The sequence below is a fragment of the Mycolicibacterium obuense genome (assembly GCF_055397605.1).
Window position 1 is genome coordinate 5,202,768 of record NZ_AP043663.1, and the last position, 16,411, is coordinate 5,219,178.

Genomic DNA, 16,411 nt, shown 5'->3' on the forward strand with positions numbered 1-16,411 from the left:
CGTGTCAGCCATGTTTTGGCTGCGGAGCGTTACTGATCAGCTGCCGCGTCCAGTTCAGCGTCCAATCGGTGGCCGGCTGGCCGTCGATGTTCCAGAACTGCGGAGTGGCGTACATCGCATGGACGGGCTGTCCGGCCCCGCCGCTGAGCACCTCGAGCGTCTTCGGCAACTGCGTGATGTTGAACGCCGACGACGGCGCCGCACAGATCAGATCGCCGCGCGCGCAGATCTCGTTGGTGCGGTCGTTGAGCGCACCGAAACCGCCCGGCCGCGGACCCGTCATCGTCAGACCCAGCGCGGAGAGCGTCGGCACCTCGTTCAACGTGATCTCCGCACCCTGACCGTCCGGGTTGGGCCCGATGTCCTGGCCGACGCCGTCCTGGCGGCGACCGTCGGCGACCAAAGTCACGCCGAGCACCAGATCCTGGTCCACCGGGCCCCGGCCGTTGCCGATGTCGCTGGCGATGTCCCCGGCGATCACCGCGCCCTGGGAGAACCCGATCAGCACGTAGCTGGTGAGCGGGCACCGGTTGTTCATGTCCGTCATGGCCTGCACGGCCGCCCGGGTGCCCTCGGTCCGGCTGTCGTTGTAGGACATCTGCTGATCGGCCGACAGCGGATTGTGGAACTGGGCTGTGTACGGCACCGTGAACACCTCGACCCGATCGTTCCCGAACTCGGCCCGGATCGGATTCGTGACGCGCAGCAGCAGCGCTGCCGGGAACTGCACGGGATTGAACGGATCGAGCGCCCGCGACGACTCCCATGTGCCGGGGATCGAAATCAGCTGGACGTCGGGGCAGCTCGCGTCCTGGAACTCCGGCCGCGGCTTGCTGGGCGCACCCGGCGACCCGGACGGCATCCCCGTCGGAGGCAGCGCGGTCGGCGGAATCGCCGTCGAGCCACCGTCGGGCCGCCGCAGCACGACGATCACGACGGCGACGATCAGCACGACGACGAGGCCCACCGCGCCGGCGGCGAACAGCGCCAGAAGGCGGTGGCGTTTACGCCGATTGGTCTTGGCCATGGGTTCGGGAGCTCCTAGCAGAGTTGATCGGTGGCGATGCGAATGTAGTCGGCGGTCTCGGCGTGCAGATGACTCGCCGACGGCGGCGCGCCGCCGGAGCTCATGACACCTTCGGAGGTCGGCTCGCTCGCGTCATTGCGGACCAGCGGCGCGACGAAGTCCCACACCGCCTGATCGGTCTGCCTGGCCGCGCGGGCCTGGCACACGTACGAGCCGATGCTCAGTGCCGCGAGATCGCTGGACGGCGCCACCCCCGCGGAGCGCAGCGCGTCGAGGTAGGCCCGTTCGCGCGGGGTGACCACCAGCGCGTTGGACGTGTTTCCCGGCGCGGGCTGGCCGGGCAACTGCGCGCCGCCCTGCCCGTGCACGGGCGACGGCTCGATCTCCGAAGCGGGCCCGGCGACCATCTCGTCGGCGGCCCCGCAACCGGCCAGCCAGGACGAGGCGGCCAGCACACACCCCGCCACACCTGCACCCGCCAACGCGGACCGTGACCTGTGATGCACGGTCTCCAACGTACCGGGGCTCCCGACCAGCGCCTGCCGGCGCTCGCCTACCGGATCGTGGTGGCGAGCTCTCCGCTCATCGCCCCCAGCTGCGCGCTCCACGTTCCCCAGTCATGGGTGCCACCGGCCGGGAAGTCGAAGTGGCCGTTACCGCCGCCGACGGAGCGGTAGTGCTGATAGAACGCGCGATTGCTGCCCTGGGCCTGGTCGCAGTAGCCGATCATCGCCGGCACGTCGGTGCAGGTGGTGGTCGACGGACTGAAGACCCACAGGCGCGTGTTGTTGTCGGCCAGCAGCTGCACGTGGACGTCGGGGTCGTGCCACTTCCACCGGCCCAGCTGTGGCAGGCCCCACATGTTGCGGGTGTCCACGCCGCCGAATTGCGCCAGCCCCGCGGTGATCGCGCCGTTCATCGTCGTGTTCGACGGCGTCAGGAAGCCCGACAGCGACCCGGCGAAGCGATAGCGATCGGGATGGAAAGCCGCCATCGTCATCGCGCCGGTGCCGCCCATGGCCGCGCCGACGATCCCATGGCCACCCGGCGCCAGACCCTTGTTCGCGGCCAGCCAGTTCGGCAGCTCGTCGGCGAGGAACGTCTCCCACTGCTTGCTGCCGTCCTGCTCCCAGTTCGTGTACATGCTCCACGCGCCACCGGCCGGGGCCACCACCGAGATGCCCCTACCGGCCAGCGCGTTCATCGCATTGCCTGCGGTCACCCAGTTGCTGACGTCGGGCGCGCCGTTGAACGCGTCGAGCAGGACCACCGCGTGCGGACCGCCGCCCTGGAACGCGACCGGGATGTCGCGGCCCATCGCCGCCGACGGCACCATCAGCATCTCGACGCCCTGAGCGTGGGCGGTACCCACCCCGCCGGCGAAGCCTGCCGCGGCTGCCAGCACGACAGCCATCAATGTCCGGATCAGCCCACGCATCAACCCCACCTCTCGAATCACCGACCGCAACGTAGTGAACCACACCACCCCGACGGGCCGGGACGCAAAGCGACTGACGGCGGTGGCCCCCGAAGGGGACACCGCCGTCAGTGTGGATCAGAGGCGAACGGACTAGCCGCCGTTGGCCGCCGCGTCGACCGGCACCGCCGGAGCCGACGGCTGCGGCACGGCGCCCAGCACGCGCTGCACGTCGGGCTTCATCTGCTGGAGCTGCTGGCCCCAGTAGCCCCAGTCGTGAGCACCGGAGGACGGGAAGTTGAACACCCCGTTGGTCCCGCCGTTGGCCAGGTAGGTCTCCTGGAACGTCCGGTTGGTGCGGATGGTCAGGCCCTCGAGGAACTTGGCGGGCAGATTGTTGCCGCCCAGCTCAGAAGGCTTGCCGTTACCGCAGTAGATCCAGATGCGGGTGTTGTTCGCGATCAACTTGTTGATGTTGACGAACGGATCGTTGCGCTTCCAGGCGCTGTTGGGGTCCTCGGTCGGGCCCCACATGTCGTTGGCCTTGTAGCCACCGGCGTCGCCCATCGAGATGTTGACCAGCGCGGGCCACCAGCCCTCGGACAGGTTCAGGAAGCCCGACAGCGATCCGGCGTACTGGAACTGATTCGGGTGGTAGATCGCCAGCGTCAGGGCGGCCGAGCCGGCCATCGACAGGCCGACGGCCGCGTTGCGGTTGGGGTTCACACCCTTGTTGGCCGCGAGGTAGGCGGGCAGCTCCTGCGTGAGGAACGTCTCCCACTTGTAGGTCTGGCAACCGGACTTGCCGCAGGCCGGCTTGTACCAGTCGCTGTAGAAGCCGGACTGGCCGCCGACCGGCATGATCGTCGCCAGGCCGGAGTCGAGGTACCACTCGAACGCCTGGGTGTTGATGTCCCAGCCGTTGAAGTCGTCCTGTGCACGCAGACCGTCGAGCAGGTAGAGACCGGGTGCGTTGGGTCCACCGCTCTGGAACTGCACCTTGATGTCGCGACCCATACCGGCCGAGGGCACCATCAGGTACTCCACCGGCAGACCTGGGCGTGAGAACGCGCTCGCCGTTGCGGAGCCGCCCACGACACCGATCACGGCGGGCAACACGGCTGCCACCAGGGCCGCGATCGTGAGCCGTCGCGCATTGGCGCGCAGCCTTGAACCGAACTTCATGCTTTGTTGTGTCCCATCTTTTCGTACAGCAGCAACCAGCCGCCGGTCCCCGACCCGGCCTCGTGCCCGTGTAGTCAACCACACCTTTGTGGCCGTCTCTTGTCGCCGCGATACGCGCTCGCGACCCGTCGTCCCATGCCCATCAGGCATATCTGCTGCGGGAGTCCCTCATGTTACGAAAGCAGAAACCATGACGCCCGGCCAAATCGTGGGGCTCACGGCCCGGTCGGAGCCAGCCCCGTATAGGGCGGATTGACTGGCTCCGGGATGGGCAGACCGCACCGGGCGAGCTCGTACAACGGCACCCGGTCGATGCGGTAGCGGGTGTACTCCGCGGCGTGCACGACGTTGGACAGGAATCGTCGAACACCCATCGGCGCGCGGATCGCCTCGAGGACCTTGTCGGTCTCCGGGCACTTCAGCGCCGCCTCGGCCTGCCGAATCCAGTCCTCGTCCAGATACGGCGGAATCCACGGCGGTTCCTTCAGGAAGGGACCCTCGGCCACCGCCCAATCGGGGAACAGGTTCTTGTCGTGGCCGATCCGTCCGTCGGTCAGACGCGCGGTGTGCGCGGCCAACGGGTTGGCCAGTCCGATCTGGTCGATGACGCGGACGTCCAGACCGACGTTCATGCCGAGCATGCCGAGGTTGGTGAAGAACACCGTGTGCGGTCCGACATAGCCGCCCACCGCCGCTGCGCGGACCTCCGGAGGCGGCGGCAGCGCGGGCACGACGTCCCAGCGGTCGTAGTTGCCCGACGGCAGCAGCAGCGCCCCGTCGGGAGTGTTCGCGATCGCGGTCAGCACGGCCCGCATCCGCGGGTAGTCCAGGTAGTCGGCCGCGGTGAGCGGGTGGGCGTGCCCCGTGGCCTGCGAGTAGAACCGGCGCTCGTCGACGATGCCGCTGTAGGTCACCCGGGTGGCATCCGACCCCAGGCCCGGTGAATTGGCCGCCCACAGCGCCCATCCCGCCACCGCCAGCCACAGCACCGCCGTGGCACCGGCGTAGAGGTACCCGGCGCCGCGGGCCATCCGGGTGCGATCGGGCAGCAGCAGCGGGATCACCGCCACCGGGGCCAGCAGACAGAACATCGGGGTCAGCAGCACCCGGCCGTGCATGAAGTCGCCGCCCTGCCGGATCCAGTACACCGCCTGCAGCAGACCCGACACGAGCATGAACGCCACCACCGCGGGCGGGCTCTGCACGGTGCGGGCCAGCCAGCCGGCCTGCCGCGTCGTGCCGCGCTGCACCCATTGGGGCCGACCGCGCAGCAGCAGCACCATCAGAGCGAGCCCGATCAGCAGAATCGCCGGCGCCCACAGCAGGTAGGGCCGGTTGAAGTTCGCGAGGTACACGAAACCCTGGTCCCACTTGGCGCCCGAGGCGTCCTTGGCCAACGCGGTTCCGGGCACCAGCAGTCCGTAGTAACCCATCCGGAAGATCTGATAGGCCAACGGAATCAGGCCGCCGGCGACGACGAGGATCAGCCGGGCGGTCCAGCCGGTGGTGGCGATGAGCATCATCACCAGTGCGACGCCGCCGATCAGCGCCAGCTCGGGACGCACCAGCACCGAGAACCCCGCGACGAACGCGAGCGCGATCTGGAATCCGCGGGATGCGCCGCCGTGGCGCGGGGCCTGCGACCAGCACACCATCATCCACCACAGCAGGCCGAGATAGGCCAGCACCAAACCGTTTTCGAGCCCGGAGGTGGCGAAGTCGCGCGCCGGCGGAACAGCGATGTACACGAGCGCACCTGCGGGCAGGAGGATCGCGCGCCGGCCGCCGAGTCCGGGGGCGTAGAGCCGCGCGGTGCCCAGCATGACCAGGACCACACCCAGCACACTGAGCACGAGAGCCAGCGTGAGCGCGACGTATTCGAGCCGGGCCGATCCGGAGACGAACCCGCCGAGCGTCACCAGATAGGACCACGCGGTCGAGGTGTTGGCCTCGACCCGCTCACCGGCGTTGAACACCGGACCGTTGCCCGCCAACAGGTTTCGCACCGTCCGCAGCACGATCAGGCCGTCGTCGGCGATCCACCGGCGCTGCCAGGCGCCCCAGCCGAACAGCGCGGCCACCGCGATCACGCTCACCCACAGGCTGATCCGCACCCACGGGTGGTACGGGAAGGCCGGCCAGCGGTTCAGCCGGTCGGCCGCTGCGGAGGTGACGCGCTCAGCTGAAGAAGATTGCGGCACCGATGGTCCCGATCCACGCCAGCAGCAGCAGCTGCAGAACCCGGTCCTTCAGCGCGATCTCCTCGGGTTCTCCGGCCAGTCCGCCGTCGACGTCGACGGCGTAGCGAAGGATCGCGATGGTGATGGGGATGATCGTGATCGCGTACCAGGAGGCGTTGGCGCCGTCGCGTTCGAAGGCCCACAGGCTGTAGCAGACCACCATCGCGGTCGCCGCCACCGTCCACACGAACCTCAGATAGGACGCGGTGTAGCTCTCCAGCGACTTGCGAATCTTGGCGCCGGTGCGTTCTGCCAGTTGCAGTTCCGCATAGCGCTTCCCGGCCACCATGAACAGCGAGCCGAACGTCATCACCAGCAGGAACCACTGCGACAGCGGGATGCCCGCGGCGGCACCGCCGGCGATGGCGCGGATCAGGTAGGCCGACGAGACGATGCAGATGTCCAGCACCGCTTGGTGTTTCAGACCGAAGCAGTAGGCGAGCTGCATCGCGATGTACACCGCGATGACCACGACCAGGTTGGGCGAGGCGAGGAAGGAGATCCCGAGCGACGCCGCCCCGAGGACCACCGCCAGCGTGTAGGCCAGCCACGGCGGAACCACCCCTGCGGCGATGGGCCGGAACCTCTTGGTCGGGTGCGCACGGTCGGCCTCGACATCGCGGGAGTCGTTGACCAGGTAGATGCACGAGGCCGCCATGGAGAACGCCACGAACGCGATGACGATGTTGATCGCCATCTGGTCGTAGTCGTAGCGGGCGGTGCCACCGAACGCCGCGATCGGAGCGGCCAGCACGAGGAGGTTCTTCACCCACTGCCGCGGCCGGATCGCCTTGATGATGCCCGCGGGCAGACTCTTGGGCGGTCCGGCCGACGATCCCGTCTCGCGGACCTGGGATGTACTCATCGCGATCCTCCTTCGAGCACCTCGGCAGCTCTGGCGACCACGCCGGCGACGGCCGTGCCGACGGCGACCCCGGCGACCACGTCGCTCGGATAGTGCACGCCGAGCACCAAGCGCGACAACGCCATCGGCGGGACCAGCAGGGCGGGCAGCGGCAGTCCGGTGGGACGGGCCAGCAGCACCGCGGCCGCAGCGGTCGACGTGGCGTGCGCCGACGGGAAGCTGAGCCGGCTGGGGGTGCCGACGTTCACGGCGATCGCCGGATGATGGGGGCGGGCACGACGAACGATGCGCTTGATCAGGACTGCGGCGGCGTGCGCGGCGAACGCCCCGACACCCGCTGTGACGTACTGCCGTCGCCGGGCCGGCACCAGCCACGCACCGAGCGCGGCGACGGCGAGCCAGCCGAGACTGTGCTCACCGAAGTGGGACAGCGCCCGCGCCGCCGGCAGCACGCCCGGCCGCTCGGCTACCGCGGACTGCACGGCCACCAGCACGGCATCCTCGCCGCGCGGGGTCTCAGCCACGGCCGGTTTCTGCGCTGGAACTCTCGAGCAGCACGCTCTCCCACTTCTGCGTGCTGGTCAGCATCGGCAGCGCCGAGCGGTACACCTTGCGCATCTTGGCGAACTTCCGAGACAACAGCGCCTGCCGCTTGAGTGACTCGCGCAGCAGCTCGAACATCTTCTCCCGGTCCCGCTGGCGGTAGACCACACCGCGGCCGTCGGCGGTGGTCACGGTGACCCCGTCGACGTTGCACAGTGAGAACCACCGCGCGTCCTGGGTGGCGACGTTGACCTGCGGACGCTGGTGGTGTTCGGGGTCGTGGGGCTTGAGCTGGTGCACCACGCCGCGGCCCAACCGCAGCGAGATCGCGACCGGGTTCGTCGGAATCTCCACCTTCTTGCGCCAGCGTTTGTCCGACGGGGTGGGCAACGTCGTGGCGCTCGACAGCACCACCGCATCGGGGTACTGCTGACGCATCGCACGGACGTCGGGCAGCGAGGACTCCAGGATCGAGAAGAGGTGATCAGGCCCGGCAAGGAAATCGTCCATGGCCTTGTTCTGGATGGCGACCGTCGAATACTCAAGGCAGAGAAGGTGTTTCAGTGTCGCCTTGAGATGGCTGCGCAGCAGGCCGCGGATGTTGCCGTCCCAGTGCAGGGCCGCCACAATCAGTCGGTTGCGCAGGTGGAAGTAGGCCTGCCAGTCGATCGCGTCGTCCTTGTCACTCCACGCCATGTGCCAGATCGCTGCCCCCGGCAGCGTCACCGTGGGGTAGCCGTGCTCACCGGCGCGCAGGCCGTAGTCGGCGTCGTCCCACTTGATGAACAGCGGCAGCGGCTGGCCCAGCTCCTCGGCGACCTGGCGCGGGATCATGCACATCCACCAGCCGTTGTAGTCGACATCGATGCGACGGTGCAGCAGCCGGCTGCGGTACTCGTCCTCGTCGTTGAGCGGGTACTTGGCGAAGTTGTGGTCGTACTCGGTGTTGACCGCCCCGGTCCACATGAAGTTCTCGGAATCGACCATCTCGCCCATCACATGCAGGTGGCTGGGCTCCTGCAGGTTGAGCATCTGGCCGCCGACGAGCGTGGGCACCTTGGCGAAGCGATTCATCGCCAGGGCCCGCAGGATCGAATCGGGTTCGATCCGGATGTCGTCGTCCATGAACAGGATCTGTTCGCAGTCAGTGTTCTTCAGCGCCTCGTACATCACGCGGCTGTAGCCGCCCGAGCCGCCGAGGTTCGGCTGATCGTGGATCGACAGGCGATTGCCCAGGGCGGCGGCGGCCTCGTCGAAACCCGGGTGGTCCTTGGCCTTGTTGGTGCCCTGGTCGGAGACGATGACGGCGCTGATCACCTCGTCGACCAGCGGATCGGATGTCAGCGCCGCCAGAGCGCTGACGCAGTCCGAGGGCCGGTTGAACGTCGGGATGCCGACGGCGACGTTCGCGCGGCCGGGCGCCGGGATGGGCGCGTACCAGCCCGCGTGGTGCAGCGTCGTCGCGGAATCGGTGGTGATGTCGAACCAGATCCAACCGCCGTCTTCGAACGGGGTGAGGTCGATCTCGAACTCGGCCACCGCGGTCTCGTCGCCACTACTGACAACGGGGGCGCCGCCGACGGTGATCCGGGCACCGGTGGCCTTGCTGCGATAGACGTCGACGCGGGCGCTGCCGGTGAGCTCGACCCGCAGCACGACGCTCTCCAGGATCGACCAGCGCCGCCAGTAGCTGGCCGGGAACGCATTGAAGTACGTCGCGAACGACACCTCGGATTCGGTGCCGATCTCCAGCGTGGTGCGGGTGGGCGCGTGCGCGCGCCGGGCGTTGGTCTCCGACTCCTCGATGTAGAGCTTGCGGACGTCGAGCGGTTCGCCGGGTCGCGGCAGGATCACCCGGGCCAGCGGGCTGACCGCCTGAGATCGACCCGGGGCGAGAGCGCCGGACGGAATGTCGCTGGTTGTCATGTGTCTGTCTCCTCGACCAGCGGCGCACCGTCACGTAGATGCGGCGCCAGCGTGTTGTCGTACATGTTGAGCGCGCTGGCGATCGCCATGTGCATGTCCAGGTACTGGTAGGTGCCCAGTCGCCCGCCGAAAAGCACCTTCGCCGAGGCGGTCTCGGCCTTGGCCCGGGTGCGATAGGACGCCAGCAGCGCGCGGTCGGTCTCGGTGTTGATCGGGTAGTAGGGCTCGTCGTCGGCCTCGGCGAACCGGGAGTACTCCCGCATGATCACCGTCTTGTCGGTCGGGTAGGCCCGCTCGGGATGGAAGTGCCGGAACTCGTGGATACGGGTGAACGGCACGTCACCGTCGTTGTAGTTCATCACCGGGGTGCCCTGGAAATCTCCGGTCGGCAGCACCTCGAGGTCGAAGTCCAGCGTGCGCCAGCCCAGCCGGCCTTCGCTGTAGTCGAAGTAGCGGTCCAGCGGGCCGGTGTAGACGACCGGCGCATCGGGGTTGGCGGCCCGCAGCTCATCGCGCACGTCGAACCAGTCGGTGTCCAGCCGGACCTCGATCCGCTCGTCGGCGGCCATGTTTTCCAGCCACGCGGTGTACCCGTCGACCGGCAGACCTTCATAGGTGTCGTTGAAGTAGCGGTTGTCGAAGGTGTAGCGCACCGGTAGACGGTTGATCGTCGAGGCGGGCAGCTCCTTGGGATCGGTCTGCCACTGCTTGGCGGTGTAGTCCTTGACGAATGCCTCGTACAGGGGGCGGCCGATCAGCGAGATCGCCTTCTCCTCGAGATTCTGCGCGTCGGCGGTATCGATCTCGCCCGATTGCTCGGCGATCAGCGCGCGCGCCTCGTCGGGGGTGAAGTAGCGGCCGAAGAACTGGCTGACCAGCCCCAGCCCCATCGGGAACTGGTAGGCCTGCCCGTTGTGCAGGGCGAAGACCCGATGCTGATAGCCGGTGAAGTCGGTGAACTGCCGCACGTAGTCCCACACCCGCTGGTTCGAGGTGTGGAAGAGGTGCGCGCCGTAGCGGTGCACCTCGATACCGGTCTGCGGCTCCGCTTCGGAGTACGCGTTGCCGCCCAGGTGGGAACGCCGGTCGAGGACCAGGACCCGCTTGTCGAGCTGGGTGGCCACCCGCTCGGCGATCGTCAGGCCGAAGAACCCGGAGCCGACGACATAGAGGTCGAAGGCACCTTCGGGCAGGCGGGAATCAGAGGAGAACATCGGCAGCAAGGGTATCTGACGGCGGGTGCCCGCCCCGCGGTGGCGCAACGGCGGAGGTCGCGATTAGCTCACGATTCCATATCGTCACTCTGGTCCCACTAGTCACATCAGTACCATCAAACGCGTACGACAAATCCGCGATCTACCGCCTGTAGTCCATGTATTGAGGAGACTTCCGTGCCGAACCGACGTCGCCGCCGGCTCTCGACAGCCCTGAGCACAGTCGCCGCTCTGGCCGTCGCAGGTCCCGTTGCAGTTGTCGCCACCACCCAGCTGACCTCGCCGTCCCCGCAGCCGCAGCACCGCGAGTTCCGTCAGGCCGCCACCATCACCGATCTGCCCGGCGAGCTGATCTCCGCGCTGTCGCAGGGCCTTTCGCAGTTCGGCATCAACCTGCCCCCGCTGCCCACCGGCCTGCTGACCGGCACCGGAGCCGGCTCACCCACCACCCTGTCGCCCGGCCTGGGCACCGGACTGGGTACCGGTCTGGGTTCTGCGGGCCTCGGCACCCCGTCGCTGACCGACCCAGGCCTGGCCAATCCGGCGCTGACCAGCCCGATCGGTGCCACCCCGTCGCTGACCGACCCGGCACTCAGCGCGCCCGGCCTCACCACACCGTCGCTGACCACTCCTGGGCTCACGACGCCGTCGCTGACCGATCCCGCGCTGACCGCACCCGGACTCACGACGCCGTCGCTGACCACACCCGCCGGGCTCACCACCCCGGGGCTGAGCACACCGCCGGCGCTGACCGACCCCGTGCTGGGCGCGGCCCCGATCTCGACGTCGGGGCTGACTGGCGCGGGCGAGGTGCCGATCTCTGCACCCGTCGGACTCGATCCGGCCCTCGGCACGGGCTACCCAATCCTGGGCGACCCGTCGCTGGCCGCCACCCAGCCGGTGGCATCCAGCAGCGGCGGCCTGCTCGGTGACCTGACCAGCGCGGCCAACTCGCTGGGCGCGGGAGAAGCCATCGACTTGCTCAAGGGCGTGCTGATGCCGGCGATCATGTCCGCGGTCAAGCCCCCCGCCGCCGCGGCGGCCGCCGCACCCGCGGCAGCGGTCGACGCGGCCAGCGCGGCTGCTGCCCCGGCCCAGGCCGGGCTCGGGGCCGCCGAAGCAGCGCTCGACGCCGGCGCCTGATCGACTCCAGCCACCCACGACGACGGCACCGCAGAAGCCTTGTGCTCTGCGGTGCCGTCGGCGCGTCCGCGTGTCTGCGTGTCCGCGTGTCCGCGTGTCGGAACATCAGTAACAGCTGGCACATACGTAACATCAGCCCGTGCTGTGTCGTCGTCCGAGGTCGACACTGATCGTCGCGCTGGCGGGGACGGTGTTGCTCACCGTGCTGCTCGTCCGCGCGATCATCACCGCTGACCCGGCACCCACCCCCGCGATCGCCGCCCCGCAGATGGCGGAGCAGCCGCTGGCCGAACTCGGCGGCGGCCGCACGGTCCGCGAGATCCACCAGGACACCCCGTTCTCGATGGTCGCGCTGACGTCGGGCGATCTGACCGGCACCACCGCCCGGGTCCGGGCGAAGAAATCCGACGGCAGATGGGGCCCCTGGTTCGACGCCGAGTCGCTCGGGGGGGTCGGCCCGACCAGCCACGACGCACCGCGCGGCACCGAACCCGTGTTCGTCGGCCGGACCACGACGGTGCAGATCGAGGTCACCCGCCCGCCCAACGCTCCCGTGACCGGACCTGCGGCCCCTGCGCAGGGGCCGCGTCCGGCACTCGGCTACATCCCGGCCACCGTCGAGCAACCCTTCGCCGAGAACATCAATGCCGTCCTGATCAGCCCGCCACAGACGCCCGTCGATCTGCTCCCCCTCCCCAACGCCGCGACACCACCGGGACAACCGCCCAGCATCATCAACCGCGCCGCATGGGGCGCCGACGAATCGATGCGCTGCGGAGAACCCCGCTACGACAGCAGGATTCAGGCCGGCGTCGTGCACCACACCGCGGGTAGCAACGACTACACCCCCCAGGACTCGGCGGGGATCGTCCGCTCGATCTACGAGTACCACACACGCACCCTCGGCTGGTGCGACATCGCCTACAACGCACTGGTCGACAAATACGGCCAGGTGTTCGAGGGCCGGGCCGGCGGCATGACCCGACCGGTCGAGGGCAGCCACACCGGCGGGTTCAACCACAACACGTGGGGTGTGGCCATGCTCGGCAACTTCACCGACGTCCCGCCGACACCTATCCAATTGCGGACCACAGCAAGGCTTCTCGGCTGGGTGCTGGGTCAGGCCGGGGTCGACCCACGCGGCACCGTGGTGCTGCCGTCCGAGGGCGGAGCGTTCACCAAGTTCCCGTTCGGCTCGTCCCCGACGCTGCCGACCATCTTCACCCACCGCGACGTCGGCAACACCGAGTGCCCGGGCAACGCCGCCTACGCGGTGATGCCGCAGATCCGGGAGATGGCAGCAGCATTCAACGAGCCGCCCGGGGCCGACCTACTCATCGAGCAGCTGCGCGGCGGCGCGATCTTCACCACGTGGGACAAGCTGGGCGGGGTCAACAGCTATCTCGGCAAGCCGACCTCGCCCGAGGCCTCCGGAGAGGGCGCGACCCGCTACGCCACCTTCGAACACGGTGCGGTCTACTGGTCCCCCACGACGGGCGCCGAGCCGATCACCGGCGAACTGTACAACGCCTGGGGCACACTGGGATTCGAGCGGGGCGCGCTGGGCTTGCCGACCAGTGCCGAGATCGCCGAACCGCTGTGGATCGTGCAGAACTTCCAACACGGCACCCTCAACTTCGACCGGGAGAAGGGCACCGTCACCCGGGTGACCGACGGCATCCCCGTCGAACTGACCCGCCCCGTCGACAACCCCGTCCAACTGGAGCGCTTCACTCCGCCGATCAACCCGGCGTGAGTCAGCCCCCCGGCGGCTAGCCCCAGAACCGCTCCAGCACGCGCGCGACCCCGTGCTCGGCGTTGGTGGCCGTCACCTCGTCTGCGGCCGCGACGGCGTCGGGGTGCGCATTGCCCATCGCGACCCCCAACCCTGCCCACGCGAGCATCGGCACGTCGTTGGGCATGTCTCCGAACGTCACGATGTGGGCAGCGTCGATCCCCTGCGGCACACTCAGTTCCGCGATACCCGTCGCTTTGCTGATGCCGGTGGGGACGATTTCGATCAGCCCGTTGTTGGTGGAGTACGTGATGTCGCCTGCGGTTCCGACGTGCTCGAACAGAGCTGCCGCCATGTCGGCGCTGCGGGCGCCCGCCTTGCGGATCAGTAGTTTCACCGCGGGCGCGCTGAGCAGATCCTCCAGCGACACTTCGGTGTTGTCCGGGTTCAGCCACGCGTGCTCATACCCGGGCGAGCTGACGAACTGCGGAGTGGCGGCGTCGTGGGCGGTCCTGCCCACCCGCTCGACCGCGAGGCCCGCGCCGGGGATCACCCGTGCGGCGACCTCGGCCAGCTGCCCCAGCTCGTCGGCGGACAGCGTGCGGGCACTGACGATGCGGTCCGCCGACGGGTCGTAGATCACTGCGCCGTTGGCGCACACCGCCATCGGTGCGAAACCCAACTGGTCGACGATCGGGGTGATCCATCGGGGCGGTCTTCCTGTGGCGAGCACGAACTGCGCCCCGGAGTCGACGACGGCGCGCACCGCCTCTCGGGTGCGCGGGCTGACCGTCTCGTCGTCGTCGAGCAGGGTGCCGTCGACATCGGTCGCGACCAGTTCGGGTGTCACGCGGTTTCTCCCCGTCTGCGGGCTCGCTCGGCGAGCTCCGCCTCTTCGATCCGGGCGGCTTCGACCGGGGTGGGTGCGCTTCCGCCGAGCCGGCGCGGCAGCCACGGCGCCCCGGGCGGCGCCGGATAGCCCTGTTGTGCGTCGTGCAGCAGTTCGGTCATCGCCGCCCTCATCCGGCTGCTGAGTTCGTCGACATCGCTGTCCGGGGGGACCGACGCACCCACCGCGACGGTGACGGGAATCTTCTTGCGGCCCAACGCTCTCGGCTGATCTTTGGTCCAGATCCGTTGCGCTCCCCAGACGATCAGCGGCACGATCGGCACCTGCGCCTCCCGCGCCATGCGGGCGGCCCCGCTCTTGAACTCCTTGAGTTCGAAGCTGCGGCTGATGGTCGCCTCCGGGTACACGCCGACGATCTCGCCGGCCCGCAGCGCCTCGACGGCATGGGCGTAGGCTCCGGCGCCGGCCTGGCGATCCACCGGAATCGTCTTGGTGTGCTTGATCAGATAGGCGACGGTCTTCACCTCGTTCATCTCGGCCTTGATCATTGACCGCATCCGGCGGTGCCGGTGCATGGCGGCCAACGCCGCGGGCAGCCAGTCGACGTAACCCGTGTGATTGATCGCGATGACAGCACCCCCCGAGGTGGGCATGTTCTCCAACCCGCGGTAGGTGATCGTCGTCCCGGTGGCCCGCACCGCCAGCATCGCCGCGATCTCGAGCGAGCGGAAGACCGGTTCCACGGCTTACCCCGGCGCCTCGGTGGACGGGCCGGCGCGACGGGCGGCCTTGGCGGCCGCCTCGTCGGCGTCCATCCGGTTGGCCTCGGCCAGAGTCGGAGCGCCACCGCCCAGGCGGTGCGGCACCCAGAATTCGCCGGGCGGATGCGGGCCGTAGGCGTCCTGCACCTCGGTCAGAAGATGCTGCATCCGCGAATGCAGCAGCGCGGTCAGCTCGGCGGCCGGCAGCGTCGGGTAGATGGGTGCGCCGACCGCGATCGAGATGGGTACCTTGGGCCGCCACATCTTCTTCGGATGGCCCTTGGTCCAGATGCGCTGAGCGCCCCACACGATGTGCGGCACGATGGGCACGTCGGCGTCGATCGCCATCCGCGCCGCACCGGACTTGAAGTCCTTGATCTCGAAGCTGCGGCTGATCGTGGCCTCGGGATAGACGCCGACGAACTCGCCGTCCTTGAGCTTCTGCACCGCCTCCGCGTACGACGCGGCACCGCTGTCGCGATCGACCGCAATGTGGCGCAGGCTGCGCATGATCGGCCCGGTGACGCTGTGGTCGAACACTTCTTTCTTCGCCATGAACCGCACCTTGCGGCCCAGGTGCTGTCGGTAGGCGGGGAGCCCGGCGAAGGTGAAGTCGAAGTAGCTGGTGTGGTTGATCGCAATGACTGCACCGCCGGTGCGGGGCAGGTTCTCGACGCCGGTGACGGTGAACGTCAGGCCCTGCGCCCGCCAGACGAGCCGGGCGAGCTGGATGACAGTGCCGTATACCGGTTCCACAGGCGCCAGCGTAGTGCGTGGCACAGTGGGGCTCGCCGTGAGTACGCCGAGCCAACCGCTGCCCGTGCCGGCCGTCGTGTCCCGGATCGCGGACGGCCTGCCGGTGGCTGCGGTGTGGGTCAACGAACTGGGCGGGGTCACGTTCGCCGTCGGCGATCCACCGACGGCGTTCGTCAAGACCTATCCCGATGGGGTCGCCCATCTGCTCGACGACGAGGCGGTGCGGCTGACGTGGGCTCGTCGTCACGCGACCGTGCCCGAGGTGCTGGCCAGCGGTCGCGGCTGGTTGCACACCGCGGCACTGCCCGGTCGCTCGGCCGTCGACGTGCGGTGGACCGGCCGACCGGAGACCGCCGCGCGGGCCATCGGTGCCGGACTGCGCGCGCTGCACGACTCACTGCCCGTCGCGGACTGTCCGTTCGGCGCGCCCTCCTGGATCGGCGAGGGCGCTCCTCCACCTGCGCGGCTCGTGGTGTGCCACGGCGACGCCTGCGCCCCCAACACCCTGATGGCTGACGACGGCTCGTTCGCCGGCCACGTCGACCTCGGCGACCTGGGCGTGGCTGACCTGTGGGCCGACCTCGCCATCGCCACGATGTCGTTGGACTGGAACTATCCGGGCGGCGAGTGGGAGGCGGTGCTGCTCGCCGCCTACGGCGTGGCACCGGACGCCGAACGCATCGCGTTCTACCGGCAGCGGTGGAACGACGAGCCCGCGCGGCCGGGCTAAGCTGACAGGCGAGCAAGCA

15 protein-coding genes are annotated in these 16,411 nt (G+C 68.9%); 3 read left to right on the forward strand and 12 right to left on the reverse strand.

The genetic code is table 11. From position 1 onward, the window contains the following. Positions 1 to 4: 4 nt before the first annotated feature. The 9 genes from culp6 to glf form a co-directional block, all read right to left on the reverse strand. Positions 5 to 1,027 (reverse strand): carboxylesterase Culp6, encoded by a 1,023-nt coding sequence (culp6, locus tag ACZ50N_RS25180; RefSeq protein ID WP_073684560.1) that lies wholly within the window; start codon positions 1,025 to 1,027, stop codon positions 5 to 7. A gap of 14 nt (positions 1,028 to 1,041) precedes the next feature. After that, on the reverse strand, positions 1,042 to 1,533 hold the full coding sequence (locus ACZ50N_RS25185) for a DUF732 domain-containing protein (protein WP_464474066.1): 492 nt from the start codon (positions 1,531 to 1,533) through the stop codon (positions 1,042 to 1,044). A 47-nt stretch (positions 1,534 to 1,580) separates the two neighbouring features. Continuing rightward, positions 1,581 to 2,465, reverse strand: a complete 885-nt coding sequence (locus ACZ50N_RS25190; protein WP_464475709.1) for an esterase family protein — start codon at positions 2,463 to 2,465, stop codon at positions 1,581 to 1,583. A 132-nt stretch (positions 2,466 to 2,597) separates the two neighbouring features. Continuing rightward, positions 2,598 to 3,629: an esterase family protein gene (locus ACZ50N_RS25195; protein WP_464474067.1), complete on the reverse strand. Its 1,032-nt coding sequence runs from the start codon at positions 3,627 to 3,629 to the stop codon at positions 2,598 to 2,600. 215 nt (positions 3,630 to 3,844) lie between these two features. After that, entirely contained in the window at positions 3,845 to 5,830 is a 1,986-nt protein-coding gene (gene zomB, locus ACZ50N_RS25200) for a terminal beta-(1->2)-arabinofuranosyltransferase (protein WP_464474068.1), read from the reverse strand. Beyond that, positions 5,808 to 6,734 carry a decaprenyl-phosphate phosphoribosyltransferase gene (locus ACZ50N_RS25205; RefSeq protein ID WP_046365098.1) on the reverse strand — a complete coding sequence of 309 codons (927 nt, stop codon included), beginning with the start codon at positions 6,732 to 6,734 and terminating at the stop codon, positions 5,808 to 5,810. The genes zomB and ACZ50N_RS25205 overlap by 23 nt, the downstream gene beginning before the upstream one ends. After that, the gene (locus ACZ50N_RS25210) at positions 6,731 to 7,258 is read right to left on the reverse strand and encodes a phosphatase PAP2 family protein (protein WP_048424098.1); all 528 of its coding nucleotides are present in this window, start codon (positions 7,256 to 7,258) and stop codon (positions 6,731 to 6,733) included. Before ACZ50N_RS25210 ends, ACZ50N_RS25205 begins: the two co-directional genes overlap by 4 nt. Further along, positions 7,251 to 9,203, reverse strand: a complete 1,953-nt coding sequence (locus tag ACZ50N_RS25215; RefSeq protein WP_464474069.1) for a glycosyltransferase — start codon at positions 9,201 to 9,203, stop codon at positions 7,251 to 7,253. The genes ACZ50N_RS25210 and ACZ50N_RS25215 overlap by 8 nt, the downstream gene beginning before the upstream one ends. Beyond that, on the reverse strand, positions 9,200 to 10,417 hold the full coding sequence (glf, locus tag ACZ50N_RS25220) for a UDP-galactopyranose mutase (RefSeq protein ID WP_048424096.1): 1,218 nt from the start codon (positions 10,415 to 10,417) through the stop codon (positions 9,200 to 9,202). Before glf ends, ACZ50N_RS25215 begins: the two co-directional genes overlap by 4 nt. A gap of 177 nt (positions 10,418 to 10,594) precedes the next feature. Between glf and ACZ50N_RS25225 the strand changes: the two genes are divergently transcribed. Both ACZ50N_RS25225 and ACZ50N_RS25230 read left to right on the forward strand, forming a co-directional pair. After that, positions 10,595 to 11,560 carry a hypothetical protein gene (locus ACZ50N_RS25225; RefSeq protein ID WP_048424095.1) on the forward strand — a complete coding sequence of 322 codons (966 nt, stop codon included), beginning with the start codon at positions 10,595 to 10,597 and terminating at the stop codon, positions 11,558 to 11,560. 139 nt (positions 11,561 to 11,699) lie between these two features. After that, positions 11,700 to 13,316, forward strand: coding sequence for an N-acetylmuramoyl-L-alanine amidase (locus ACZ50N_RS25230; RefSeq protein ID WP_464474070.1), 1,617 nt, complete (start codon positions 11,700 to 11,702; stop codon positions 13,314 to 13,316). Positions 13,317 to 13,332: 16 nt separating this feature from the next. Here the strand turns inward: ACZ50N_RS25230 and ACZ50N_RS25235 are convergent, their stop codons facing one another. The 3 genes from ACZ50N_RS25235 to ACZ50N_RS25245 are packed head-to-tail and all read right to left on the reverse strand — an operon-like array spanning position 13,333 to position 15,662. Next, a complete protein-coding gene (locus ACZ50N_RS25235; protein ID WP_046366801.1) occupies positions 13,333 to 14,145 on the reverse strand; it encodes a Cof-type HAD-IIB family hydrolase in 813 nt (270 codons plus the stop codon). Further along, on the reverse strand, positions 14,142 to 14,888 hold the full coding sequence (locus tag ACZ50N_RS25240) for a lysophospholipid acyltransferase family protein (RefSeq protein ID WP_464474071.1): 747 nt from the start codon (positions 14,886 to 14,888) through the stop codon (positions 14,142 to 14,144). Before ACZ50N_RS25240 ends, ACZ50N_RS25235 begins: the two co-directional genes overlap by 4 nt. A 3-nt stretch (positions 14,889 to 14,891) precedes the next feature. After that, the gene (locus ACZ50N_RS25245; protein WP_046676694.1) at positions 14,892 to 15,662 is read right to left on the reverse strand and encodes a lysophospholipid acyltransferase family protein; all 771 of its coding nucleotides are present in this window, start codon (positions 15,660 to 15,662) and stop codon (positions 14,892 to 14,894) included. 37 nt (positions 15,663 to 15,699) lie between these two features. On the opposite strand from ACZ50N_RS25245, the gene ACZ50N_RS25250 reads away from it, so the two are divergent. Further along, complete coding sequence (locus ACZ50N_RS25250) at positions 15,700 to 16,392, forward strand: phosphotransferase (RefSeq protein ID WP_464474072.1); 693 nt, start codon at positions 15,700 to 15,702, stop codon at positions 16,390 to 16,392. Positions 16,393 to 16,411 lie beyond the last annotated feature (19 nt).

Bases quoted from the DNA above. Each gene is read 5' to 3' on its own strand.
- culp6 (WP_073684560.1), bottom strand. From the start codon at position 1,027: ATGGCCAAGACCAATCGGCGTAAACGCCACCGCCTTCTGGCGCTGTTC.
- ACZ50N_RS25190 (WP_464475709.1), bottom strand. From the start codon at position 2,465: ATGCGTGGGCTGATCCGGACATTGATGGCTGTCGTGCTGGCAGCCGCG.
- ACZ50N_RS25195 (WP_464474067.1), bottom strand. From the start codon at position 3,629: ATGAAGTTCGGTTCAAGGCTGCGCGCCAATGCGCGACGGCTCACGATC.
- ACZ50N_RS25205 (WP_046365098.1), bottom strand. From the start codon at position 6,734: ATGAGTACATCCCAGGTCCGCGAGACGGGATCGTCGGCCGGACCGCCC.
- ACZ50N_RS25215 (WP_464474069.1), bottom strand. From the start codon at position 9,203: ATGACAACCAGCGACATTCCGTCCGGCGCTCTCGCCCCGGGTCGATCT.
- glf (WP_048424096.1), bottom strand. From the start codon at position 10,417: ATGTTCTCCTCTGATTCCCGCCTGCCCGAAGGTGCCTTCGACCTCTAT.